The sequence below is a fragment of the Actinosynnema pretiosum genome, from assembly GCF_024171695.1.
Lineage (GTDB): Bacteria > Actinomycetota > Actinomycetes > Mycobacteriales > Pseudonocardiaceae > Actinosynnema > Actinosynnema pretiosum.
In genome coordinates this window covers 1-22782 of sequence record NZ_JAMTCF010000018.1, presented here as the reverse complement: position 1 = coordinate 22782, position 22782 = coordinate 1, and the positions used below count along the sequence as shown (strand labels likewise).

Below are 22782 nucleotides of genomic sequence, written 5' to 3'. Positions count from 1 at the left end.
AACGAGCCCTCCCCGGAGGCGTACCCTGCTGTCAGGCAGCCGTCAGGGCTTGGACAGCCGGGTGGTCGGAGTGCTGTTCACGCAAGGCGGTGACCGCCTGGTCCAAGCGCTGGTGCACACGCGGTGAGGCGATCTGGCCGATCGAGGCCGTGGCGGAGTTGACGGCTTCGCAGGCGCCGGTAACGTCGCCGGTGCGCAGCCGGGTGTGGGCGAGGTCGGTGGCGAACAGGGCGTGGTCGCGCGGCGGTTCACCGGCGGGGGCGAGGTGGTGGGCCAGGTGCTGTTCGGCGCGGTCGACACGGTCGAGCGCGAGCCAAGCGCGACCGGCATTGGCGTCGATGTCGGTGTGGCCGAGCCACCGGGACCACCAGGGGTCTGCGCCGGGAACAGCGCCGTCGAGGTGCTCGTGGGCTTCGGCCGTGGCACGGTGCACCGCGTCGTCGCCACCTGGCTGGGCTCCCGCCAGGGTGATGCGGCGGTCGGCCAGGACCGCCAGCAGGCGCGGGGTGGGGCAGCGGGCAGCGCGGAGGGCGGCGACTTCCAGGAAGGTCCCGGCTTCGTCGACCTGGCCTAGCCAGCTCGCTTGGTAGGAGGCGGAGGCCAGGAGGTTGGCCGTGGCGCGGTCGGTGTCGGGGCGGCGGGCGGCTTCCTTGGCGAGGCTGACGCCGGTCTGGAAGACGCGTTGGGCCTGCGGGTGCAGGCCCGCGTCGAAGAGGACCCAGCCGTAGGTCTCGGAGAGCTCGACGAACGCGGTGTGCATCCGACCGGCTTGGTCATCGTCGTAGCGGGACTCCCGGATCAGGGTGGCCAGGCTGCGCCACAGGCCGCCGGTCCACACCAGGGAGGGCGTGCTGCCCTCGCTGTCGTCGAGGTCGCGCGCCTCGCGCACCGACTTCTCCACCGCGTCGATCAGCTTGGCGGTGATGTCGTCCCCGTCCTCGGCGGCGGGCAGGCGTTTGCCGGGCAGCAACAGCTCCATGACCGCGGCCGTGACGGCCGCTCCGGTCAGGGTCGTGAACTTCCTGCGGTGCATGGGCTCTCCTCGGGACACCTCGGTCAGCAGGGTCGCGGCGCGTGCGTCAGCGGGGTTGTCGAGTGCGCGGCCCGCCTTGCGGGGGCGGACAGTGTCCCAGCCCAGGGCCGTCGCGGTCACCGGCACGCGCAGCGCGGAGCTGAGCACGGTCAGCACGTCGGCCCGCACGTCTGCGGCGGGTCTGGTGCCGCGCAGCCAGTGGTAGCCGGTCTTGCTGTGCAGGTGAGGTGCGCCGCGTCGGTGGCGGGCCTGGTTGACGCGGGCGACGAGTTGTTCCGCGCTCCAACCGAGCATGGTCAGCGCGTCACGAAGCATGACGTTGGGTAATCGTTCGTCCACGGGAGCGTCCCTTGGAGTCCGACGGTTCAAAGCGGCGACGCTAGCAGCGCCCCGCGCGGACGCACTGCCCGCAAATGGGTGTTCCTGGTGCGCGCGCACCTACTGGGTGGCCGCACCGTCCGCTCCGAGTGCACCGCGCGCACCTCTGTCACCCAGGCGTGCCGGTCGACTTCTCTGGTCACCGTGAGTCACAGCTCGCGCTTCGGGCTGGGGTGGCCGAGATAAGCGGAGGAGACGCGATGAGTGCGCTGAGCGAACGGGTCGGCGGTGGCGCGGCGGTACGGATCGGCGTGGTCGGGTTGCGGCACGGCGCGCGGCACGTGGCCGGGTTCCAGGCCACCGGCGGTGTGGCGCGGGTGAACGCGGTGTGCGACCTGGACACGGCGCGCGCCGCTACGGCGGTGGAAAGGGTGGCGGGCTGCCGGGCAGTGCCCTGGGAGGACATGCTCGACCCGGAGCTGGTGGACGCGGTGGTGGTGTCGCTGCCGAACGACCTGCACGCCGACTACGCGCGGGCGGCGTTGGAGGCGGGACTGCACGTGGTGGTGGAGAAGCCGCTGTGCCCCAGCGGTGTCCAGGCGCGCGAGCTGGCGGCGCTGGCCGAGGAGCGCGGGCTGGTGTTGGCGGCGTTGCACGACTTCCGGGTCGAGCCCGCGCACTGGGCTGCGCGGCAGTTGGTGCTCTCGGGCGCGTTGGGCCGGGTGTACGCGGTGCGGACGCGGTGGCTGCGCCGGGACAACGCGCCGGGCGGCTGGTACCGCGACCGGGATCGTGCCGGGGGCGGGGTGCTGCTGGACCTGGGCACCCACCGCGTGGACCTGGCGCTGTGGATGCTCGGCTTCCCCCAGGTGACCACCGCGCACGCCACGACGAGCCGCGCCCTGTTGGAGCGGCGTGCCGATGGCGGGGACGTCGAGGACACCGCGATCGCCTACCTGGAGCTGGAGGGCGGGGTCGCGGTGCACGCGGAGTTCTCCTTCCTGGGGCACCTGCCGCGCGCCGAGGACGTGCTGCTGGAGCTGCGCGGCACCGAGGGCGCCCTGCGGGTGGCCAACGTCGGCGACAGCTACCGCGACTACGAGCTGACCGTCTTCCGCGGCGAGGGCGGCGTCCACGAGCAGACGAGGTACGCGCAGCTGCCCGAGGCGCCGTCGCTGTACTCGGACTTCGCCGCCGCCGTGGCCACCGGTGCCGCCCCGGCCTGCCCCGGCGAGCAGGCCGCGACCGTGGCCGAGCTGGTCGACCGCCTCTACACCGCGGCGAACAGATGACGACCACGACGGCGGACAGGGTGTTCGACGTCGACCTGGAGCATCTGCTGGACGGGCACGACGTGCCGTGGCTGCGCGCGCGGGTGGAGCGGGCGCTGGAGCGCCACGACCTGCGAGTGCACCTGGTGGTGCTGTGCCACGGTGAGGAGACGGCCAGGTTCACCGCCGCGACCCGATTGTGCCGTGCGGTGGGGAACGCGCTGTGCGGCGAGCGGGTCCAGCTGGCGGTCAGCTACCAGGGCGGACCGGTCCCAGCCGAGCTGACTCCCCTGCTGAAGATCGGCGTGGCGGTGTACGCGCAGCATCCGCGCTTGGCAGCCCGTGACGCGACTGCGCCATCCAGAGAGGGCAAGACCGAGCACGTGTTGGCGCTGCTGGCGGCGCTGCGTGCCGAACCCGGTGACCCGCGACGCCGGTTCGTGGTGGTGCTCGACGGCGACTACGTGGTCTACGACCCGGTCGACGCGCTCGCGCTCTACGCGCCTTGGGCACTGGGCTTCACCTCCGAAAACGGTGGTGGCCCGGAGCTGGAGCACTACGCAGGGGTCGGTTTCGCCAAGGGCGGTGGACTGCGCCTGGCTGTGGAACCGGGGCTGCTCAAGCACGACACCGACCGCACCTGGGGCTTCCTCGACCTGCTCGACGCAGCCCAGGCCCGCAGCTCACCCCGCGCGCCGAGGCCGAGCTCGACGCTGCCCGCAGAGTTCGTGCCCACCGCGCAAGGGCTGCGCCGCGTGCTGGCCCCGGCCGCGCGCACCGAACTGGAGAAGGCGGTGCAGCACTGCACCCGGCCCGGCGGCCGGTCCTCCCGTGGTCTGACGCAGTACCTGGCCAGCCGAACCGACCACCCCCTCGCCCTGGAGTTGACCCGCTTCTCCTTCCTGCTGCACGGCGACCAGGGCGCCACCCTCGACGCCTGGTCGCGGATGAGCTTGGCCCCCGGCTACGGGCTGGAGCTGTCCTTCCTGGTCCAAGCGCTGCGCGATCACGCGGCGGGACGGGTGGTCAACGCGATCACCCTGCCCCACTCCCACCTGCCCAAAGCTGAGCCCGACAACTGGGCGCTGGGCGTCCGGATGTTCTCGCTGCTGCACCGGCTGCTCACTGAGCAGAACGCCTGCGGACTGGTCGAACCCATCACGGCGGCGCTGCGGCACGCCGCGCCCGGCCCGCTGGGCTACCGGTTCACCGACCTGGACGCGCACCACCTGAACACGCCTCTCCCCTACCCGCCGCTGGTCGATCTGGAGGTCACCCGGTCATGATCGCGAACCGCCTGCGGGTCGGGGTGCAGTACACCCCCGGTCCCGAGCACGACTTGAACGACCTCGTCGCCGCCGGACAGGAGTGCGAGGCGATGGGTTACGACTGCTTCTCCCTGCCCGACCACCTCAGCCGCCGCGAGGGCGGACACGCGGTGGCGCTGCCCGACCCGGTCGTGCTGCTGGCGCGGCTGGCCGCCGAGACCAGCACGATCGGGCTGGGCACGATGACCTTGCTCGACTCCCTGCGCCACCCCGCGCAGACCGTGCGCACCGCCGCCACCCTCCAGCAGGTCACCGGTGACCGGTTCGAGCTGGGGCTGGGCGCCGGTTGGCTGGGCAGCGACCTAGCCGCGCTCGACATCGGCGTCAGCGACCGCGTGAAGCACCTGGAGCGCACGCTCGCCCTGTTCCGCCACGCCTGGCCCAGCGCCCTCACCACGACGTCGGCGACCAGTCGGCCGCAGGAGGAGCAGGGTGCCGCCGAGCAGGCGGTGGTGGCCAATGCCGTCGGGGTACGTGCGCCCCGACTGGTCGTAGCCGCTGGTGGGCCCCGGATGCTGCGCCTGGCCGCGCGGGCGGCCGACGTGGTGGCGCTGACCGTGCCCACCCGCCACCGCCACGACGGCACCCGCCCCACCTCCGTCTCCGTGGCCACCCAGATCGACACCGCCCGCCGGGCCCGCCCCGCCGGGCAGCCCACTCCGGTGTTCCACCTCCAGATCCGCGACCTGCCCCAAGCCGCGCCCGTTGCCCAGGACGCCGACTGGTGGACGCTGGGCGGCAGCCCCGCCCAGGCCGCCGAGGCGCTGCGCGCCCGGTGCGCGGCCGGGATCGGCTACCTGAGCGTGTGCTCCCAGGACCTGCGCGTCCTCGAGCGCTTGGCCAGCCGCGTGCTGCCGCTGCTGGACGAGAACCGGCCATGACCTCGGTGATCATCCAATGCGGCGGTCTGGGAAACCGCATGGGCGAGGCGAACCGGTGGCGGCAGAAGTGCCTGTCATCGGTGTGGGGCGTGCCGCTGCTGGAGCTGCTGCTGGCGCGGCTGTGCCCGGCCCTGCCCGACCCACGCGTCCCGATCACGCTGCTCACCGGACACCTTGGCGATCAGATCGACCGGCACGCCGATCGGTGGCGCACCGGCCTGGACCCGCGCATCACCACCGTGGCCAAGACCGCCCCCGGCTGGACCGGGGTCCACGACCTGGCCCGCCGGCTGCCCCAACCGGTGATCGTGGTCGCGGGCAACGTCCTGCTCGACCACACCACCCTGCTGCCGGGTCTCCTCGCAGCCCACCACCACGACGGGCGCCCGGTCGTGGCGGGCAGCCTGCGCTGGCGCACCACCAACCACCACACCCTCACCGCCCGCGGCGGCACGGTCGCCTCCTGGCACCGCGCGCCCGACCGCACCGGCCACTACGAGGTCGTCGACACCTACCTGCTCACCTCACCGGTGCTGGAGATCATGCGCGCCCACCGGGTCAGCCACACCCGCGCGCTGCACCGGATGGCCGAACAGGGGGCAGTAGCGTTCCGCGAGTTCGTCGGCGACTGGCTGCACGTCGAGACGCCCGACGACCTGCACCCCGCCTCCGCCAGAAAGGCCGTCCTGTGCCCACCGTCATCGTCGTCTCCGGCCCTCCCGCCACCGGCAAGTCCACCCTCGCCCGCCGCCTCGCCGAGCACCTGAACCTGCCGCTGCTGGGCCGCGACACCATCAAGGAGGCCCTGTTCGACACCCTGGGCTGGCACGACCGCGCCGAGTCCAAGCGCCTGGGCGCCGCAGCCGCCGCCGTGCTGTTCGCCCAGCTCGACACGTTCGCGCGCACCGAGATCGACTGCGTCACCGAGTCCAACTTCCGCCGCACCCACTCCAGCGCCGACTTCCAACGCCTGATCACCGACACCGGCGCCCGGATCGTCCAGGTGCAGTTCGTCGCAGACGGGCAGACATTGTTCGACCGGTTCGCTGCCCGCGCGGCCACCGCCGAACGCCACCCCGGCCACGGCGACACCGCCAACCTGGACGAGTTCCGCGCCGAGCTGCTGGCCGGACGCTACGAGCCCCTGGACGTGCCCGGCGAGGTGCTGACCGTGGACACCACCAACCCAGCCGAGGTGTCGATCCCCGACCTGGCCCGGCAGGTGGGCGCGCTGCTGCACGCCGACACCACCCCGACCTCCTGACCCGCGAGGCGCCGCACACGCGGCTCGTCCATCCACAAAGGAGCGTGAACACCTCGTGCACGCCTTACGCCTGAACGGTCCGTTCGCCTTCAGCCACCACAACGACCTGGCAGTCCCCACACCGGGGAACGGCCAGCTCACCGTCCGACTGTCCGCCGCAGCCCTGTGCGGCAGCGACCTGCCCAAGGTCCGCTCCACCGCCGACCCGCGCAGCGGAACCCCCGGCTTCCCCGTCCACGAGTGCGTCGGCGAAATCGTCGACCCCGGCGACCACCACGACCTGAGGCCCGGAACGCGAGTGCTGGCCATGCCCGTCCAGGAGTGCGGCTTGGCCGAGGTCTACCTCGCCGACCACGCCACCACCCACCCCATCACCACCGCAGAGCTGGGCGACGCGGAGGCCACCCTCATCCAGCCCCTGGCCACCGTCCTGTACGCCACTGGCAAACTCGCCCCCGACCTGACCGGGACCCTCGTCGCAGTGCTGGGCCTGGGACCGATCGGCCTGCTGTGCGCCCACGTGCTGTCCACGCGCGGCGCCCACGTCACCGGGATCGACCCCGAGCACCGCGACCCCCGCCTGCTCGCCGCGCTCGGCGTGCACCACCACGTCCGCGACACCTCCGACGCCCACGCCGCCGCGCACCCGGCCGTCTACGAGGTGTGCGTGGAGGCCGTCGGGCACCAGCAGCGCACCTTGCGCGACGCCATCGCCCTGGCCAGCCACGGCGGCACCGTCCTGGCCATGGGCGTGCCGGACGAACCCGACTACGTCATCCCCTTCGAGACGCTGCTGCGCGCCAACCTCACCCTCATCGGCAGCATCACCCCGCCCTGGCAGAGGTGGCTGCCCGCCGCCGAACACCACCTCGCCGAGAACCTCGACCCGCTGCGACGGTTGATCACCCACCAGGTGCCCGTCACCGACGCCGAGCACGCCTACCGGCTCTACGACCGCCCCGCCGCCGACCGCCTCAAGGTCGTGCTCACCACCGAGCCGTGGAAGCGGGACCGGCGGTGAGCGCGCGGCTGCTGCTCGTGCGTCACGGCCGCACCACCGCCAACGCCGCCGGGCTGCTCATGGGCCGCACCGACGCGCCCCTGCTGCCCGAGGCCCGCGCCGCCGCCACCGCGCTGGGCCACGACCTGGACCTGCCCGAGCCGGTGGTCGTGCACACCAGCGACCAGCCCCGCGCACGCCTGACCGCCCACCTGATCTGCCATCCCCGCGAGCTGCACCCGATCCCGGACCCGGCACTGCGCGAACGCGACTTCGGCCGCTACACCCTCACCGCCTTCGCCGACCTGGCCCACGACCCCCACTGGCCAGCCGTCGACACCCACTACGACGTGCGCCCCGAGGGTGGCGAGTCGCTGGCCGATGTCGAGCGGCGCCTGTTCACCCGACTGGTGCACCTGCACGACACGCTCCCACCGCAGACCACTCTGCTCGCCGTCGGCCACAGCACCACCTGGCGCCTGGTCGAGGCCGCGCTCAACCAGCGACGCCACGACCGCTTCGACGAGCCGATCCCGCCGCCGCTGACCGTGCTCGACCACCCCCGCGAGGTCCTGGAGGTGCTGCGTGACCACCTCTGACCGCGCCACCAGGTTCCGGGGCGTGGTGTTCGACCTGTTCGGCACCCTCGTCGACGCCCCTACCCGACAGGAGCGTCATAACCACGCCCGCGACCTCGCCCACGCGCTCGGCGCACCCGAGGAGACGCTCACCCGCGCGCTGTCGACCTCATGGCGCGCCCGGCACCTGGGCCACTGGAGCAGCGTCGCGCAGATCACCGACGGCTTGGCCCGCATGTGCAACGCTGGGCACCCCGACCTGTCACAGGCAACGAGACTGCTCGCCGAGACGGGACATCGACGCCTGGCCGTCGCCCCCACCGTGCTGGCCGTGCTGGAGCAGCTGACCGGTCAGGGCATCCGGGTGGCCGTGCTCTCCGACGCAGCCGCCGAGACCGCGCAGGCGTGGCCCGAATGCCCTTTGGCTGCGGTACCCGCGCTGTTCAGCTGCCGGGAGGGCGTGTCCAAACCCTCGCCCGATCTCTACCAGCGGGTGCTCGACCGACTCCGGCTCTCTCCGGAGGAGGTGTTGTACTGCGGCGACGGTGGCGGTGACGAACTCGCCGGAGCCGACCGCGCGGGCATGACTGCGGTGCGGGTGCAGGTCCGCGGCGGCCCCGACGCGCTCATCCACCACAAGGGCACCTGGAACGGCCCCTGTCTGCGCCAGGTCGAGGAGTTGCCCGGCCTGGTCCTGGACACCTGCTCAACCAGGGCCGCTTGAGCACTCAGAACTCACGCCTCAAACGCTCCAACACCGCTACCCCTGCGCAGGACGCGGCGCAGGCAGATCACCCTGGTCAAGCAGAGCGCGCAGCTCAGTGACCCTGGCCTGGTTCTCCAACTCGTCAAAGATGGCCAGCGCCCGCTCCCAGCACTCCCTGGCCCGATCGTGCGCACCAGCACCCAGGTGGGCACGCCCGGCGGCGCGGTAGGTCTCCGCAGCGCCCGCTCGGTCGCCGAGCTCAAGCTGAACCGCAAGGGCGAGCTCGAAGTGCTCCATCACCTCATCACCGCGCCCCATGGCCTGGTAAGAGTCACCGATCCTGGCCAGCACGAACGCCTGGTTGTACCTCTCCCCGCTCCCCTCGGTCATCTCCAGCGCACGCTTCAGGCACCGCAGCGCGCCCTCGTGGTCGTCCTGCACTTGGTGGGCGTGGCCCAGCAGCGCCAGCGCGCTGCCCTCGCCGTAGGTGTCCCCGACGCTGCCGAACAAGCCGACCGCCTCGGCGTACAAGCCCTCCGCCAGGTCGGCGCGGCCGAGGTCCATCCGCAGCCTGGCGGTCGCCGCCAGGGTCCACGCCTGCCCGGTCACGTCGCCGTCCTCCCGCCGCAGTACCAACGCGTCCGCCAGGTGCTTGTTCGCCAGGTCGTAGTCCCCGAGCTCGCGGTACGCGGTCGCCAGGTTGTTCATCACCCACGCCGCGCCGAACCTGTCCCCGGCCCGCTGCGCCGCGTCGAGCGCGACGGTGTGGGTCTCCACCCACGGCGCCAAGCGCCTGGTCAGGTGGAGGAAGTTCCACATGCCGACCGCGAGCTTCCAGGCGATCTCCGCCCGTCCGGTCGCCGCCGCCTCACGGGTGCAGGTGACCAAGGTGGCGAGCTCGGCGTCGAACCACTTCACCACCTCCTCGTAGGGCATCGAGTCGGTGATCAGGACGACGTCCGCGTTCGGGTCGAGCTCCGGGTTCCCGCCGCGCCCCGGCGCGAGCGCGTTCGCGGCGGCGCCCGCGTTGTGCAGGTACCAGGTCAGCACCCGCGTGACGGCGGCTTCCCGCTCGGCCCGGTCGTCGTGCCCCTGGGTGAGCTCCAGCGCGTAGTCGCGGAGCAGGTCGTGCTGCCGGTACCGGTCGTGGCCGACCTCCTCGACCGCGTGGACGGTGGCCAGCCGGGATAGTAGGTGGTTCGCCGTCCTCGGGTCGACGTCGGCCAGCGCGGCGACCGCGTGCGAGGTGAACGTGGCACCAGGGTGGAGGGCCAGCAGGCGGAACAGGCGGGCCTCGTCGGGGGCCATCGCGTTGTAGGTCCAGGAGAACACCTTGCGGACATCTCCTTCCTCGGACAGCAGGTCCAGCCTCCGGCCGGTGTCCGACAGGTCGTCGGCCATCGACTTGATGGTGGTGAACGGGTGGGACGCTACGCGTTCCGCGGCGACCCGCACGGCGAGCGGGAGCCCGTCGCAGGAGTCGACGATCAGCCGCGCGTGCGGAAGCTCCTCGTTCGTGCGCGTGGCGCCGACGATCCCGGAGAGCAGGGACAGCCCGTCCTCGTTACTGAGCCGGGGAACGGTGAGGCTGCGGGCGCCGTGGCGGATGGCCAGCGCGGAGAGCCGCCTCCGGCTGGTGACGACCGTGAAGCAGCCGGGGGCCGCGGCGAGCAGCGGCTGCACCTGGTCGTGGTCGGCCGCGTTGTCCAGGACCACCAGGGTGGACGTGGTGTCGAGCGTGGACCTCCACAGGGCCGCCCTGCGGTCCGGGTCGGCGGGCAGGTCCGCGGCGGCGACGCCCAGGGCCCTGAGGCAGTCCTCCAGGACGCCGTTGGGGTCGCGCTTCTGGCCGTCGCCGGTGTAGCCGCGCAGGTCGACGAAGAAGGTGCCGTCCGAGAACGCGCTCTTGACGCGGTGCGCCCAGTTCACCACCAGGGTCGTCTTCCCGGAGCCGGGTGCGCCGTCCACGACGACGACGCCGGACAGCTCGTCCCTGCGGGCGGTGGCGCGGAGCTCGTCCAGCCGCGCCATCAGACCGTCCTGCCCGACGGAGCGGGGTGCGGGCGGGAGTTGCGCGGGTCGTGGCTGCGCTCGGGGGATCGCACCGCGTCGACCTACCAGCGTCGCGTATTTGCCGTCGGTTTCGAGCGCCTTGTCGAGCGCGATGGCGAGCTCCGCCGAAGCGGGCTTCGTCTCGTTCTCCACATTGCTGATGTGGCTGATGCTGTAATGCGTCCGCAGGGACAACTCCCGCAGCGACCAGCCGCGGGACTCGCGGTCCCGGCGCAACTGCTCCCCGAGCACAGGCAGCACGGACACCCCCTCACGCCGCCCACAGCGGTGGCCGTCGAGCGATCAGTTCGGGAGCCGAGGTTAGGGCCAGTTTTCCGCACTGCTGCGGACTTTGCTCCACGCTCCGCCTGATCGGATGAAGACCTTGGTGGGGTGTATCCCCACCTCGTCGACCTCCTCGGACGCTGCGCAGGCGACCGCAGACCCGTTGCGCAGACGCACCGTTCAGGTGGCGGACGACAAAAACTTCAACTCACCGCGACGAGAAGACACCAATGGGTGAGAGGAGTGGTACTCACCGGGTGATACACACTCGTATTCTTCATTCCGAAAACACGAATACACAAATCTCCTCTGCCGATAGCTGCATTCTGTTCGCAGCAGCACGAGCCGCAAGGGCTCCGTCATCCGAGGAGGTCGAGGTGCACTGGGACGTGATCTGGGCTCTTTCAGGACTGGCCAGCGGCCCCCTTCTGGTGGCGGTTGGCCGGGACGCGGTCGGATCGGGTGCAGCGCCGGTGGTCATGACCTCGATCTGCACCGGTCTGACCGGCGTCATGACCATCCGCTTCAGCGGGGAACCGCACCTGCCCGCCGTCTGCTGGCTCGCCATCACCGGAGTCCCGCTCGCCGCGATCGACCTGGCGTGCCTGCGCTTGCCCCGCGCGTTGACGGGCGGGATGGCGTTGGGCGGGGTGCTCCTGCTCGGGCAGGCCGCACTGCTGGACGGCGACCTGCCTGCCCTCGGGCGCTCGGTGGCGGCAGCGGGCGGCGTCTTCGTCGTGATGCTCGGCTTCGCCCTCGTGGCGCCGAGCTTCGGGGCTGGAGACGTCCGGCTGCTCGCGGCGGTCAGCCTGTTCCTCGGCTGGGTGGGCTGGCACAAGGTCGGCGTGGGGCTCCTGCTCACCTTGCTCCTCGCCAGCGTGACCGCGGGGCTGCTCGTCGTGTTCAGGCGTCTGGGTGTCCACGACCCCGTCGCCCTCGGTCCATCAGTGCTCGGCGGCGTCTGCGTCGCCCTTCTCCTGCCCTGACCTCGGAGGCTGACTTGCACACCTCGATCTGCGCAGCGGTAGCGCTCGCTTCCTCCCTGCTCGCCCTCTCGGCCTGCGGCTCCAGCACCACCTCCGCGCCCACCTCAGCCCCGCAACCGGTGCCTCCGGTCTCCACAGCGCCGAGCACGGCCTCCGAGGTGGAGCTAGCGCAGCAGGCCGCGACCTCGGCCTACCTGGGCATGTGGCGGGAGTTCGCGACGGCCGGGGCCACATCGGACTGGCGCTCCACGAGCCTCGGGCAGTACGCGGCGGGGGTGGCGCTGACGAACCTGACCCGAGGGCTCTACGCCGACCACCACAACGGCCTGGTGACAAGAGGCGAGGCGACCCACGACGCCGTGGTCCGCTCCGCAGAACCGGCGGAGAACCCGACGAAGATCACCGTGACCGACTGCAGCGATTCCACGGCCGCGCTGAAGTACCGCGCCGACGACAGCCAGCTCGCCGACAGCACCCCAGGCGGGCGAAGGGCGATCAGCGGCCTGGTCGAACTCCAGGGCGACGGGAGCTGGAAGGTGACCGACTTCGCCGTGCGGGAGGTGGGGACGTGCTGAGCCACCAGCGCGCCGCCACCGTGGCCGCCGTGGTTGCGGCCGGACTCGTGCTGGGCGCGGCCCCCGCGTTCGCGGGCGACTCCTACGGCACCGTCACCTGCGACCAGACGCCGTCACCGCTGTGCGAGCTGGAGGCGGGGGCGAACGGCAGCGGTGAGCCGGGGCACGCGCCGAGCACAAGCGGTCCGGACCACCCAGGCGGCAGCGCTCCCAGCGCGCCCGCACCCCGCGAGCCCGGCGACACCATCACCGGCGGCGACTCGGGCCAGGCTGACTGCTCGTACGTGAAGTCCGACTACCAGCCCCCAGCAGGCGGTGTGGCGACCATCGCCCTCAGGACGTCAAAGCGCACCAGCGATCTAGCCCGCCCCGTGTGGACCCGTGCGCCACGTGCTCGCACGGCGGCTCCCGGTGAGGCGCCCGGCGCCTGGTACCTCTGGCGGTGCACCGGAGAGGGGACGTCGGACGCCCTCTACCGGCCACCCCGGTGGATTCCCGACGACAAGCAGCTCGGTGCGGCCCTGCTGCCCTCGCCCGCCGAGCTCGCGCAGTCGGCGCGCAAGCAGCTCCGCCTGCCGTCACCGACGATCGCCACGAGCCCGACCCAGGACCAACTGGTGCACCTCCCGACCTGGCTCTGGCTGTCCGGTGGCTGGCGAGCCGTCTCGGCCACCGCCTCGGTTCCCGGTGTGGCTGTGACGGCGGTGGCGGCACCGCTCTCGGTGATCTGGTCCATGGGCGACGGGACCACGGTCACCTGCTCGGGAGCGGGGACCCCGTACCCAGTGAACGGTGATCCCCGCTCCCCCTCCCCGGACTGCGGCCACGTCTACCGCAGATCGTCCGCCGGGCACCCCGCGCGGGAGTTCCCGGTGACGGCGACTGTGCGCTGGCAGGTCACCTGGTCCGGCGCGGGCCAGGGTGGAGCTTTCCCCGACATGACCACGGGCAGCACCACGTCCTTCCGCGTGCTGGAGTCGCAGGCGTTGAACGGCCACGGCGGCTGACCGAGTCTCAGCTCTCCTCTCGTCAGCACGCTGCCCGTCTTGCTCAGCCACCCGGTGCGCCGGGTTCCCCAGCCGGTGCGGGCGCCGCACCCCTTGGCAGCGCCCGCACCGGCCCCCAGATCACGCAGTTCCCCTTACCGCTCGCCCCTTGCCGGGCGACGCGGCGCACTACCCCCATGCCTCCGGAGGTACCGACATGAGCACCACCAGGCCCGGCACAACCACCGACCGCACGTGGGTGAACGGCGACAAGGCGTCAGTCTCCCGGCTCCGCACGACCAGATCCCGTGCCGGAATCCCGCACCTGCTGCTCGGTGTGCTCCTGGTCCTGGTCTGCGCAGGCGGTTTCGCGCTGCTCGCGCTCCACTCCGGCGGGAAGAAGCCGGTGCTCGCCCTGGCGCGGGACCTGGTGGTCGGCCAGGTGCTGACCGAGCAGGACCTGCTGGAGGTCGCCGTCGCGGCCGATCCGGGCGTCGGGGTGGTGAGCGCGGACCAGGCGGATGCCCTGCTCGGCAAGCCGATGGCCACGAGCATGTCCGCCGGGACCCTGCTGAACCTGGACGCGGTGGGCGTCGCAGCCATACCGCGCAGCGGGCACGGACTCGTTGCCCTGGCGCTCAAAGCGGGGCAGTTCCCACCCGAGGTCTCAGCCGGGACAGAGGTGTCGGTGGTGTTCGTGCCCGGTCAGGCGGGTGCCACCAGCCGTCCGCCCGCTGACAGCGGAACCACGTGGTCAGCCGTGGTCACCGGCGTGACCACCCCGTCCCACGAGCAGATCACCGTGGTCTCCGTGCAACTGCAGGAAGACGCCGCACGCCAGGTCGCCGCCGTGCCCGCAGGACAGGTGTCGCTGATGCTGCTCCCCGCTGCCGGAGCGCGCTGATGCTGATCTCGGTGCTGTCGTTGAAGGGCTCGCCGGGGGCGACCGTGTTCGCCGTGGCGCTGGCGGCGCGGTGGCCCTCCCCCGCACGCCCGCTGCTCGTCGAAGCTGACCCTGCGGGCGGTGATCTCGCCGCGCGCTTCTCCTTGGACTCCAGCCCGAGCTTGGTCTCCCTCGCGGCGGCGGCACGGCGTGATGCCGCCGCCGACCTGGTGCAGCAGCACTCCCAACTCCTGCCCGGAGGCCTGCCCGTCGTCATCGCCCCACCGGACGCTCGGCAAGCCCGAGCGGCTCTGGCGGCGTTGGGCACGCCCCCGGTCGTTCTCCGCGAGGCGGCGGGCCACCTCGGCCTGCTGGTCGTCGTCGACTGCGGACGGGTGGACACCGACTCCCCCGCGCTGGCGATCGCACGTTCCTCGGACGCGGTGGTGCTGCTGTCACGAGCGCGTGCCGACGACCTGGCGCACCTGCCGCAGCGGATCGCCGAGGTGGGCGGCTGGAGCCCGAACCCGGTCCTGCTCCTGGCAGGTGACGGCTGCTCCACCGCCGAGGTCGCCCGCGAGCTGGGGGTTCCGCCACTCGGGCGGGTGCCTCACGACCCGCGCGGCGCGGCAGCGTTCTGCGGCCGACCGGTCAGAGCGGGCTGGGGCGCCCGCGCTCCTGCGCGCTCCCGGCTCGGGCGCTTCGCGCACCGCGTCGCCGTCGAGCTCGCCAACCGGAACGTCCAGCAGCAGGAAGGGAATGAGTCATGATCAGCGAACGCTTGGGCGCCACCGTACCGCCGCAGGGAGCGGATGAGCGCGTGCTCGCGGCAACCCGGCTGCGCCAGCACCTGCGCGAACAGGTCACCACCGAACTACCTCGCCAGGTGGCCCGCGACCAGGAGCGCGGTGGTGCGCACGGCCAGCACGAGAGGGCGCGCGCCATCCTCGACCAGGCCCTGCGCGGGCACGCCGAGAACGAGCTCGCCGCAGGCCGGACCCTGCTGTCCCCCGACGTCGAGCAGCAGGTCGTCGACGAGGTCGTAAACGAGCTGTTCGGTCTGGCCGGGTTGCAGCCGCTGCTGGAGGACCCGGCGGTGGAGACGATCAACGCCAACGGGCACGACCGGGTGTTCGTCCAGTACAGCGACGGCCGCCGCGCCCAGGTCGACCCGATCGCCGAGTCCAACGAGGAGCTGACGGACCTGGTCCGGCTACTGGCTGCCCGCGCTTCCAGCCAGGAGCGCCGCTTCGACCAGGGCAGCCCGGTGGTCCACCTGCAGCTGCCGGGCGGTCAGCGGCTGTGCGCCGTGATGGCCCTGACCGCCGGGGGCGTGACGGCGCTGTCGATCCGCCGCCACGGCTACCTCACCACCACGCTGGCCGAGCTGCGTCGCCACGGCACCGTCGACCCCGGTCTGGAGGAGTTCCTGGGTGCCTTGGTCAGGGCGCGGATGAACCTGCTGATCACGGGAGGCACCGGCGCGGGCAAGACGACCCTGCTGAGGGCGCTCGCGGCCGAGATGGACCCGATGGAGCGCCTGGTGACCGTCGAGGACGCCTTCGAGCTCGGGCTGGAGCGCGCCTCGAACGTCCACGCGGACGTCGTCGCCCTGCAAGCCCGCGACCCGAACATCGAGGACTCGGGCGCGGTCTCCCAGGCCGAGCTGGTGCGGTGGGCCCTGCGGATGAGCCCGGACCGGGTGATCGTCGGGGAGATCCGGGGTCCCGAGGTGATCCCGATGTGCAACGCGATGAGCCAGGGCAACGACGGCTCGATGGCGACCCTGCACGCCAGCAGTTCGCAGCTGGCGTTCACCCGGCTCGCCTCCTACGCCGCTCAAGCCGCCGAGCGGCTGCCGCTGGAAGCGACCAACCTGCTCGTGGCCGGTTCCGTGCACTTCGTGGTGCACCTGGCCCGAGGCGCGGACCGGCGCACGCGCGTGGTGTCCTCGATCCGGGAGGTCGTGGGCGCCGACGGGCCCCAGGTCGTCTCCAACGAGGTGTACCGGCCCGGCTCCGATCACCGGGCCCGCCCGGTTCCCGGAGCGCTGCGCGCCACGACCCTCGACGTGCTGGTGGACGCCGGTCTCGATCCCGGCGTGCTGGACCGGCCGGAAGGCTGGTGGGCGCCGTGATCCCCATGACGGTGCTCGTGCCCGCGCTGCTCGGCGCGGGGGCGGGTCTTGGCCTGCTGCTGGTGCTCCTGAGCTTCCTCGGCACGGTTCCCCGCCCTCAGCGTCTGCGAGCCGCGCTGTTCCCGGACCGGAGCCGAGTGCCGCGTGCCGTGTTCGCGGCGACGGTGGGTCTGTTGACCGGTCTGGCCACCGGGTGGGTCGTCGGCGCCGGACTGGCGGGGCTCGCCGCTTGGGCGCTGCCCGGCGTCCTCGGCCGCGATCCCGAGCACACCCGCCGGGTGGCGCGCGTCGAGGCCGTCGCGACCTGGGCGGAGATGCTGCGGGACAACCTGTCCGCCGCCGCCGGGCTGGAGCAGGCGGTCCTGGTCACCGCACCACTGGCTCCTGCGGCGATCCGCGCCGAGGTCGGAGCGCTGGGTGCCCGGCTCGAGAGCGGTGAGCGCCTGGGCGGAGCGCTGCGCAGGCTGGGTGACGAGCTGGACGACCCGGTTGGCGACCTGGTGGTCGCGGCCCTCCTGCTGGCTGCGGAGCAGCAGAGCAGGCACCTGGCCGAGCTGCTGGGTTCGCTGGCCGAGACCGCTCGCGGGCAGGCGGCGATGCGGCTGCGCGTGGAGGCGGGACGCGCCCGCACCCGGACCTCGGTGCGCGTCATCGTTGGCACGACCGGCGGCTTCGCCGTCGCCGTGGTGCTGCTCAACCGGGACTACCTGAGCGCCTACGACAGCGCCACCGGACAGCTGGTGCTGCTCGGTGTCGGCGCGCTGTTCGCCGTCGGGTTCGCGTGGCTGGCACGCATCGCGCGCGTCCACCGCCCAGATCGCTTCCTCGCCTCCGAGCCACCCGTGGTGGCCATCACGGGACAGCGGGGGTGAGCCCGGTGATCACCTGCGCTCTGCTGGGGTGCGGGACGGGGATCGGGCTGTGGATGGTGGCGGTGCACCTGTTCCCGCCCAAGCCGGCCCTCGGCGTGGTGCTGGCGCGCGCCACCGCACCACCCCCGGTTCCAGACCCGGGAGACACGGGTTGGGCCGCTCGTCTCGGCAGGCCCGCCGTCGCCCCGCTGCGCGCCCTCGGCCTCCCCGGAGCACGCCTGACCCGCGACCTGGCCGTGATCGGTCGCTCCAGCTCGGCGCACCTCGCGGAGAAAGCGGTGTTCGCCGTCGCCGGTCTGCTGCTGCCCGCCCTGCTCACGATGCTCCTCGCCCTGTGCGGCGCTGATCCGGGAGCCGGGTTCCCCCTCCTGTGCGGTCTCCTCTTGGCCGTCGTGGGCTTCGTCCTACCGGACCTGCGCGCGCGAGCCCTGGCTTCGAGGCTGCGCGAGGACTTCCGGCACGCCCTGTCCGCCTACCTGGATCTGGTCTGGATCACCGTGGCGGGTGGCGCCGGGGTCGACAGCGCCCTGGGCGGCGCGGTGGCGGTCGGCCGGGGGTGGGCGTTCGAGCGGATCCGCCGGGCGCTGGACACCTCCAGGCTGACCCGCACGGCCCCGTGGACGCCCCTGCGCGAGCTCGGCGAGGAGCTGGACGTCGTCGAGCTGGTCGAGCTGGCCGCCTCGGTCAGCTTGGTGGGCACCGAGGGTGCCAAGGTCCGCTCGTCGCTCGCTGCCAAGGCGTCGGCCATGCGGAACCGCCAGGTCATCGAGGCCGAGAGACAGGCCCAAGCCGCGACCGAGCGGATGTCCTTGCCGGTCGTGCTGCTCCTCCTGGGGTTCCTGGCCTTCATCGCGCACCCCGCCGTCACCCAGGTCCTCAACGGACTGTGACCTCCGATCGAGAGGGAAGTCCTTGCACACCAAAGGAGACCGTCATGTCAGGAACACAGCTGGACACGTGGTGGACGACGCTCCGCGCGCGGTGGGAGCGGTTGCGCCGATCCCCGGAGGCCGGGTACTCCACCGAGACCGTGCTGGTGACCGCGATGCTGGTCGCCGCCGCGCTCGTCGTGGTCGCGATCCTCGTCGTCAAGGTCACGGAGAAGGCCAACAGCATCAGCTTGTGACCGAGCTCCACCAGTTCAGGGTCGCAGTCTGCCTGGGAGACCGGCTGTGCCGGGTGCTGCGGGGCGATCGGGGGTCGGTGAGCGCGGAGCTGGTCGTCGTCACGCCACTGCTCCTGCTGGCGCTGCTGGCCATCGTCCAGTTCGCGCTCTGGTCCCACGCCACCCACATCGCGCAGGCCGCCGCCGCGCACGGACTGGCCGCCACCCGCGCCGTGCACGGCACCGCTTCGGCGGGAACAGCTGCCGCCCGACAGCTCCTCGACCAGCTCGCGCGCGGCCCGCTCGCCGATCCCTCGGTGGCCGCCAAGCGGGAGGCGGTCACGGCGTCGGTGCGGATCACCGGGACGGCGAGCCGGGTCGTGCCGTTCCTGACGCTGCCCGTGCACGCCGAAGCCAGCGGCCCAGTCGAGCGGTTCGTCCTCGATCTGGCAGGAGGGTGAACGTGATGGCAACCGAACAGCGCACGGCTGGCTGCCGCCCGCCTCGCGTCCAGCCCGAGTGGACAACGTGGTGGCGCACGAGCAGCGGGTCCGTGGCGGCCGAAACCGTGCTCGTGGCGCCCTTCCTGGTCGTGCTGCTGGTCTTCGTCGGCGTGGTCGTCCACCGGGGTGTCGACGCGCGCATCCGCGTCGACGACGCCGCCCACCAAGCGGCCCGTGCGGCGAGCATCGAGCGCAGCCCTCTGGCCGCGTCCACCGCCGCCCAGCAGACCGCGACCAGTGCGCTGGCCTCGGCTGGGGCGGTCTGCGCGGCGCTGACGGTGAGCACCACGACGGCAGGCCCCGGCGACGCGGTCGCGGTGACGGTGTCCTGCGAGGTGGACTTCGGCGACGCGATCCTCCTCGGTATGCCCGGCAGCTCGGTCCTGACAGCGACCTCGGTCGAACCGATCGACCGGTGGCGGTCCGGGGGAACCGGAGGGCGAGGATGAGCACGCGCACCCAGTGGTGGTGTGCCGCCGAGGGGCGGACGAGCGCGTTCGTGCTGGCGCTCACCGCAGGACTTCTCGTCCTGACCGGTCTGGTCCTCGACGGGGGTCTCGCGCTGGCGGCGAAGGTGCGGGCCACCGGTCAAGCGGAGTCAGCCGCTCGGGCCGGTGCGCAAGCCATCGACCTGGCAGGCTACCGGACCGACGGCGCCCTTCGGCTGCTTCCCGCGCAAGCTGTCGCGGACGCGCAGGCGCACCTCGCGGCACAGGGCGCGACCGGAACGGCGACCGCCACCGAGAAGGTCGTCACCGTCACCGTGACCGCGTCCCGAAGCACCCAACTGCTCTGGCTGGTCGGCATCACGTCGCTGCCGGTGCAAAGCCGCGCCAGCGCCGGCCCGACCACGGGGTGAACACCCGCTTCCCGCTCAGCACGCCTTGACGCAGGAGGAGAACCAGAAGATGAGCACACCCGAGCAGATCAGGCAGCGCGTCGCGCAAGCCGACAGCGCGCGCAGCGCACGCCGTTCCGCAGCCGCCCAGCAGGTCGGCGAGCTCGCCCTCCGGCGGGCCGCCGTCCTCGGTCAGCTGGAGGAGGTCGAGCAGGCGCTCGGCGACGTCCTGCTCGCCGCGCAGGACGTCATCGACGTGGACGAGCTGGCGCGGTTCACCGAGGTCGAGGCCGCCGACCTCGCCCAGTGGCTGGAGACCCGCAGGACGGCCAGCACCAGGCGCAGGAAGCCGCGCGTCGACAAGGGGCGCAAGCGAACGCGCACACCGGCAGGGGCCTCTTCCCCACCCGAGGTCGTGGAGGCGCAGGCGGGCCGGAGCGAACCAACTCCCCCACCTGAGGGCTGACCGCTCACCGCACCCGTGAGGAGGGAACGCCGTGGTCACGTCACCGCGCGGTCGGCGGTCAACAGGACGACTTCGGTGGCTCTTCGCCGGGGTGCTCAGATCGCTGCGCGGCCTGCTGGCCGCGACGGTGCTGACCGGGGTGGTGCTCGGGCTGCCTTGGGGGCTCGTCCACGTCGCGGGGTGGCCGCTGCCCACGCGGCCACCGTCGTGGGCGCAGGTGCAGGCGGTGCTCCTGAACCCCATGACCTTCGAGTTCCTGCTGGACTTCCTCGCCTGCACCTGCTGGTCGTCCTGGGGCCTGTTCACCACCGATGTGCTCCGCTGCGCGGTCAGCGTCGTGCGCGGAGCCCGCCTTCCGGAGCTGACGACGATCGGTCCGCTGCACCGGGCAGCGGTGGCGCTCGTGAGCACGCTCCTGCTGGCTCTCCTGGGTGAGCAGGCGGGCTCAGCCTCCGTCACGACCAGTGCGGGGACAGCCAGCGCCGCAGTGACCTCCTCCGAGAACAACACGATCGAGAAGCACTGGCCAGGCGCTGCGGCTTCAGTGGTCGTGCAGGTCCCTGATCCGAGCAGCGGGACGCACGACTCCCTGTGGCGGATCGCTGAGCGCACGCTCGGGGACGGCGGCCGGTGGCCGGAGGTCTTCGAGCTGAACAAGGGCAAGCAGCGGGTCGGCGGGACATTCGACGACCCGGACCTGATCTTCCCTGGCGAAGAGCTCGTCATGCCCGTCGCTGCGGCAGCCGTGGTGCCCGCTCCGGTGACCCCTTCGGCGTCGACCGCTCCGCAGGAGCTCGACGTGCTCCCGCCGCAGGACGTGCGCGGCAGCCAAGCACCTGAACGCCCCGGCACGTCGGAGGACGCCACACCACCAGCACCACCGCCACCTGGTGAGACAGGAGTCCGCTGGAGGCAAACGGCGTTCGCCGGGGCGGTGGCGGCCTCCGCGCTCGGGTCGGCGGTGGTCCTCGCCCGCCGTCGACGTGGGCGCCGTTACCTGCCCGGTAGTGGCGACCGCGCCGATCTGTCTGCGGCTCCGGTGGTCTACGGGGTGCGGATGGTCCACCAGCACGTCGACCAGGACGAGGCACGTTCAGAGCAGCAGGACCGGGACGACGCAGCACTCGGTTCGGTGCTGGACCTGGCCGCTTCGGGCGGGCTGGGCCTGGTCGGCGTAGGCGCCACGTCCGCGGCTCGCGCACTGCTGATCACCGCGTTGAACACGGCATCCGAAGGCGCAGCAGGCACCGCGCGGGTGCTCACCACCACAGGAGACCTCACGATGCTGGTCGGACGACGAACGACCAAGCGCATCCTCCTGCCGGGCTTGCACGTCGCCGTCGACCTCGACGCTGCCCTGGACGAGCTGGAGGCCGAGATCCTGGCCCGCGCAGGCACGCCCTCCAGCACGAACGCGTCCTGGCCCGCCACCGTGCTGGTGACCCGCGCCCCCGACCGCCAGCTCCGCAGGCTTCGAGCGGTGTTGGACAGCGGGGCGCACGTTGGCGTGACCGGGCTCCTGCTCGGCCAGTGGCCGTCCGGTGTCACCGCGCACGTCCGCCAGGACGGCACCGTGTCCTGCACCAGCCCCGCAGGCGCCCTTCCACCCAGCACCAGCCTGTTCAGGCTGGGGGATGGTGATGCCGCCGCACTTCTCCCCCTGCTGGACGAAGCCGCCCGCGAACCTGCGGCACGGCCTGGAGCGCCAGCGGAAAACGGGCTGGAGATCCTGGCCGCGGTCCGTCTGGAGGGCGAGCCGCAAGCCGCCCAACGTCCCGCAGACGTGCCAACCGGTAACCAGGAAGAGCACGATCCCAGCGCTTGTGAACGCGATTCGCCGCAGCAAAACTTGGCACTCGCGCCTTTGCGGATCAGCGTGCTCGGTCTGCCGCAGGTGTGGTGGCGTCAACCACCTGAGGGCGCCAGGGCGGAGCCGGTCGAGCACGAGATCACCTCTGCGCTCCAACCCCGCGTGCGCGAGCTGCTGGTCTACCTCGCGCTGCACCCCGACGGCGTCAGCCGAGAAGCCCTCACAGCGGCCCTGTGGGCGTCCAGCTCCCCCGACAGGACCACCAACGCGATGAACACCACCCTCACCCGTCTGCGTCGCTCCCTGACCACCGCAACCGACGGCGCGCTGGCGGACGTCGTGCTGGTCGGCGAAGGCCGCTACCGCTTGGCGCCCGAACTCGTCGAGGTCGACTACCACCGCTTCGCCGCAGCCGTGGCAGCGACCCGACAGCGCACGAGCGACCTGGAGCGGGCGGCGGCGTACCGGGATGTCGTGGACAGCTACACCGGCCCGCTGGCCGACGGGATGAGCAGCGAATGGCTTGAGACCACCCGCGAAGCGAGCCGCCGAGACGCGCTCGACGCGGTGGCCGCTCTAGGGCGTGTCCTCAAAGCAGTTGTAGCTGATCTGCTTTGATTTCGGGTCGTGATCCGCAGGCACGAGTTGACCGATGAGCAGTGGCGGGTGATCGAGCCGTTGCTGCCAGTCTCGGGCGCGAAGGGTCGTCCTCGGGTGGACGACCGTCGGGTGATCAACGGGATGCTGTTCAAGGCCAAGTCCGGGATCGCGTGGCGTGACCTTCCCGAACGGTACGGGCCGTGGAAGACGGTCTACAACCGGTTCTGGCGCTGGTCGCGCGACGGCACCCTCACCGCGCTCGTGGCGAGGGTTCGCGTCATCGCCGAGGCGATCGACGAGTTCGA

At 72.2% G+C, this 22782-nt stretch carries 25 protein-coding genes; 23 read left to right on the top strand and 2 right to left on the bottom strand.

The genetic code is table 11. From position 1 onward, the window contains the following. Positions 1 to 31: 31 nt before the first annotated feature. Positions 32 to 1372, bottom strand: coding sequence for an NsdA family TPR-like regulatory protein (locus tag LV78_RS30695; protein ID WP_253849512.1), 1341 nt, complete (start codon positions 1370 to 1372; stop codon positions 32 to 34). 239 nt (positions 1373 to 1611) lie between these two features. Between LV78_RS30695 and LV78_RS30690 the strand changes: the two genes are divergently transcribed. Genes LV78_RS30690 through LV78_RS30655 form a run of 8 tightly spaced genes read left to right on the top strand, consistent with a single transcriptional unit; the run spans position 1612 to position 8397 of the window. Further along, a complete protein-coding gene (locus LV78_RS30690; RefSeq protein WP_253849511.1) occupies positions 1612 to 2643 on the top strand; it encodes a Gfo/Idh/MocA family protein in 1032 nt (343 codons plus the stop codon). Continuing rightward, positions 2640 to 3908: a hypothetical protein gene (locus tag LV78_RS30685; protein WP_253849510.1), complete on the top strand. Its 1269-nt coding sequence runs from the start codon at positions 2640 to 2642 to the stop codon at positions 3906 to 3908. The genes LV78_RS30690 and LV78_RS30685 overlap by 4 nt, the downstream gene beginning before the upstream one ends. Then, on the top strand, positions 3905 to 4831 hold the full coding sequence (locus LV78_RS30680; protein ID WP_253849509.1) for an LLM class flavin-dependent oxidoreductase: 927 nt from the start codon (positions 3905 to 3907) through the stop codon (positions 4829 to 4831). The genes LV78_RS30685 and LV78_RS30680 overlap by 4 nt, the downstream gene beginning before the upstream one ends. Before the next feature lie 38 nt (positions 4832 to 4869). Then, positions 4870 to 5598, top strand: coding sequence for a hypothetical protein (locus LV78_RS41830; RefSeq protein WP_253849508.1), 729 nt, complete (start codon positions 4870 to 4872; stop codon positions 5596 to 5598). After that, entirely contained in the window at positions 5520 to 6095 is a 576-nt protein-coding gene (locus LV78_RS41825; RefSeq protein ID WP_253849507.1) for a P-loop nucleotide/nucleoside kinase family protein, read from the top strand. Before LV78_RS41830 ends, LV78_RS41825 begins: the two co-directional genes overlap by 79 nt. Before the next feature lie 55 nt (positions 6096 to 6150). Next, the gene (locus LV78_RS30665; RefSeq protein ID WP_253849506.1) at positions 6151 to 7116 is read left to right on the top strand and encodes a zinc-dependent alcohol dehydrogenase; all 966 of its coding nucleotides are present in this window, start codon (positions 6151 to 6153) and stop codon (positions 7114 to 7116) included. Next, positions 7113 to 7694: a histidine phosphatase family protein gene (locus tag LV78_RS30660; RefSeq protein WP_253849505.1), complete on the top strand. Its 582-nt coding sequence runs from the start codon at positions 7113 to 7115 to the stop codon at positions 7692 to 7694. The genes LV78_RS30665 and LV78_RS30660 overlap by 4 nt, the downstream gene beginning before the upstream one ends. Then, positions 7681 to 8397 carry an HAD family hydrolase gene (locus LV78_RS30655; protein ID WP_253849504.1) on the top strand — a complete coding sequence of 239 codons (717 nt, stop codon included), beginning with the start codon at positions 7681 to 7683 and terminating at the stop codon, positions 8395 to 8397. Before LV78_RS30660 ends, LV78_RS30655 begins: the two co-directional genes overlap by 14 nt. A gap of 36 nt (positions 8398 to 8433) precedes the next feature. Here the strand turns inward: LV78_RS30655 and LV78_RS30650 are convergent, their stop codons facing one another. Further along, positions 8434 to 10692: a tetratricopeptide repeat protein gene (locus tag LV78_RS30650; RefSeq protein ID WP_253849503.1), complete on the bottom strand. Its 2259-nt coding sequence runs from the start codon at positions 10690 to 10692 to the stop codon at positions 8434 to 8436. 401 nt (positions 10693 to 11093) lie between these two features. On the opposite strand from LV78_RS30650, the gene LV78_RS30645 reads away from it, so the two are divergent. From LV78_RS30645 to LV78_RS30575, 15 genes are all read left to right on the top strand, one after another. Next, positions 11094 to 11702 (top strand): prepilin peptidase, encoded by a 609-nt coding sequence (locus LV78_RS30645; RefSeq protein ID WP_253849502.1) that lies wholly within the window; start codon positions 11094 to 11096, stop codon positions 11700 to 11702. 158 nt (positions 11703 to 11860) lie between these two features. Next, on the top strand, positions 11861 to 12277 hold the full coding sequence (locus tag LV78_RS30640; RefSeq protein ID WP_253849501.1) for a hypothetical protein: 417 nt from the start codon (positions 11861 to 11863) through the stop codon (positions 12275 to 12277). Next, positions 12271 to 13284: a hypothetical protein gene (locus LV78_RS30635; protein ID WP_253849500.1), complete on the top strand. Its 1014-nt coding sequence runs from the start codon at positions 12271 to 12273 to the stop codon at positions 13282 to 13284. Before LV78_RS30640 ends, LV78_RS30635 begins: the two co-directional genes overlap by 7 nt. A gap of 196 nt (positions 13285 to 13480) precedes the next feature. Continuing rightward, positions 13481 to 14167, top strand: coding sequence for an SAF domain-containing protein (locus LV78_RS30630; protein ID WP_253849499.1), 687 nt, complete (start codon positions 13481 to 13483; stop codon positions 14165 to 14167). Continuing rightward, entirely contained in the window at positions 14167 to 14916 is a 750-nt protein-coding gene (locus tag LV78_RS30625) for a CpaE/TadZ family protein (RefSeq protein ID WP_253849498.1), read from the top strand. Before LV78_RS30630 ends, LV78_RS30625 begins: the two co-directional genes overlap by 1 nt. Then, the gene (locus tag LV78_RS30620) at positions 14913 to 16283 is read left to right on the top strand and encodes a TadA family conjugal transfer-associated ATPase (protein WP_253849497.1); all 1371 of its coding nucleotides are present in this window, start codon (positions 14913 to 14915) and stop codon (positions 16281 to 16283) included. The genes LV78_RS30625 and LV78_RS30620 overlap by 4 nt, the downstream gene beginning before the upstream one ends. 5 nt (positions 16284 to 16288) lie before the next feature. Next, on the top strand, positions 16289 to 17155 hold the full coding sequence (locus tag LV78_RS30615; RefSeq protein ID WP_253849672.1) for a type II secretion system F family protein: 867 nt from the start codon (positions 16289 to 16291) through the stop codon (positions 17153 to 17155). Between the two features lie 5 nt (positions 17156 to 17160). Further along, positions 17161 to 18045 carry a type II secretion system F family protein gene (locus LV78_RS30610; protein ID WP_253849496.1) on the top strand — a complete coding sequence of 295 codons (885 nt, stop codon included), beginning with the start codon at positions 17161 to 17163 and terminating at the stop codon, positions 18043 to 18045. 44 nt (positions 18046 to 18089) lie between these two features. Continuing rightward, positions 18090 to 18281: a hypothetical protein gene (locus LV78_RS30605; protein ID WP_253849495.1), complete on the top strand. Its 192-nt coding sequence runs from the start codon at positions 18090 to 18092 to the stop codon at positions 18279 to 18281. Continuing rightward, the gene (locus LV78_RS30600) at positions 18278 to 18721 is read left to right on the top strand and encodes a TadE/TadG family type IV pilus assembly protein (protein WP_253849494.1); all 444 of its coding nucleotides are present in this window, start codon (positions 18278 to 18280) and stop codon (positions 18719 to 18721) included. Before LV78_RS30605 ends, LV78_RS30600 begins: the two co-directional genes overlap by 4 nt. A 92-nt stretch (positions 18722 to 18813) precedes the next feature. Then, complete coding sequence (locus tag LV78_RS30595; protein WP_253849493.1) at positions 18814 to 19212, top strand: TadE/TadG family type IV pilus assembly protein; 399 nt, start codon at positions 18814 to 18816, stop codon at positions 19210 to 19212. Next, positions 19209 to 19622, top strand: a complete 414-nt coding sequence (locus LV78_RS30590; RefSeq protein WP_253849492.1) for a pilus assembly protein TadG-related protein — start codon at positions 19209 to 19211, stop codon at positions 19620 to 19622. The genes LV78_RS30595 and LV78_RS30590 overlap by 4 nt, the downstream gene beginning before the upstream one ends. A 49-nt stretch (positions 19623 to 19671) precedes the next feature. Then, positions 19672 to 20067 (top strand): hypothetical protein, encoded by a 396-nt coding sequence (locus tag LV78_RS30585; protein WP_253849491.1) that lies wholly within the window; start codon positions 19672 to 19674, stop codon positions 20065 to 20067. Positions 20068 to 20470: 403 nt separating this feature from the next. Then, complete coding sequence (locus tag LV78_RS30580) at positions 20471 to 22495, top strand: AfsR/SARP family transcriptional regulator (RefSeq protein WP_253849490.1); 2025 nt, start codon at positions 20471 to 20473, stop codon at positions 22493 to 22495. Positions 22496 to 22504: 9 nt separating this feature from the next. Further along, a partial coding sequence (locus tag LV78_RS30575; protein ID WP_372495008.1) for a transposase occupies positions 22505 to 22782 on the top strand: 278 nt, incomplete at its 3' end.

What these genes read in the sequence shown, in the direction of transcription:
- LV78_RS30620 (WP_253849497.1), top strand. Translation starts at nt 14,913, where the DNA reads ATGATCAGCGAACGCTTGGGCGCCACCGTACCGCCGCAGGGAGCGGAT.
- LV78_RS30685 (WP_253849510.1), top strand. Translation starts at nt 2,640, where the DNA reads ATGACGACCACGACGGCGGACAGGGTGTTCGACGTCGACCTGGAGCAT.
- LV78_RS30680 (WP_253849509.1), top strand. Translation starts at nt 3,905, where the DNA reads ATGATCGCGAACCGCCTGCGGGTCGGGGTGCAGTACACCCCCGGTCCC.
- LV78_RS41830 (WP_253849508.1), top strand. Translation starts at nt 4,870, where the DNA reads ATGGGCGAGGCGAACCGGTGGCGGCAGAAGTGCCTGTCATCGGTGTGG.
- LV78_RS30625 (WP_253849498.1), top strand. Translation starts at nt 14,167, where the DNA reads ATGCTGATCTCGGTGCTGTCGTTGAAGGGCTCGCCGGGGGCGACCGTG.
- LV78_RS30630 (WP_253849499.1), top strand. Translation starts at nt 13,481, where the DNA reads ATGAGCACCACCAGGCCCGGCACAACCACCGACCGCACGTGGGTGAAC.
- LV78_RS30605 (WP_253849495.1), top strand. Translation starts at nt 18,090, where the DNA reads ATGTCAGGAACACAGCTGGACACGTGGTGGACGACGCTCCGCGCGCGG.
- LV78_RS30590 (WP_253849492.1), top strand. Translation starts at nt 19,209, where the DNA reads ATGAGCACGCGCACCCAGTGGTGGTGTGCCGCCGAGGGGCGGACGAGC.
- LV78_RS30690 (WP_253849511.1), top strand. Translation starts at nt 1,612, where the DNA reads ATGAGTGCGCTGAGCGAACGGGTCGGCGGTGGCGCGGCGGTACGGATC.
- LV78_RS30585 (WP_253849491.1), top strand. Translation starts at nt 19,672, where the DNA reads ATGAGCACACCCGAGCAGATCAGGCAGCGCGTCGCGCAAGCCGACAGC.
- LV78_RS30615 (WP_253849672.1), top strand. Translation starts at nt 16,289, where the DNA reads ATGACGGTGCTCGTGCCCGCGCTGCTCGGCGCGGGGGCGGGTCTTGGC.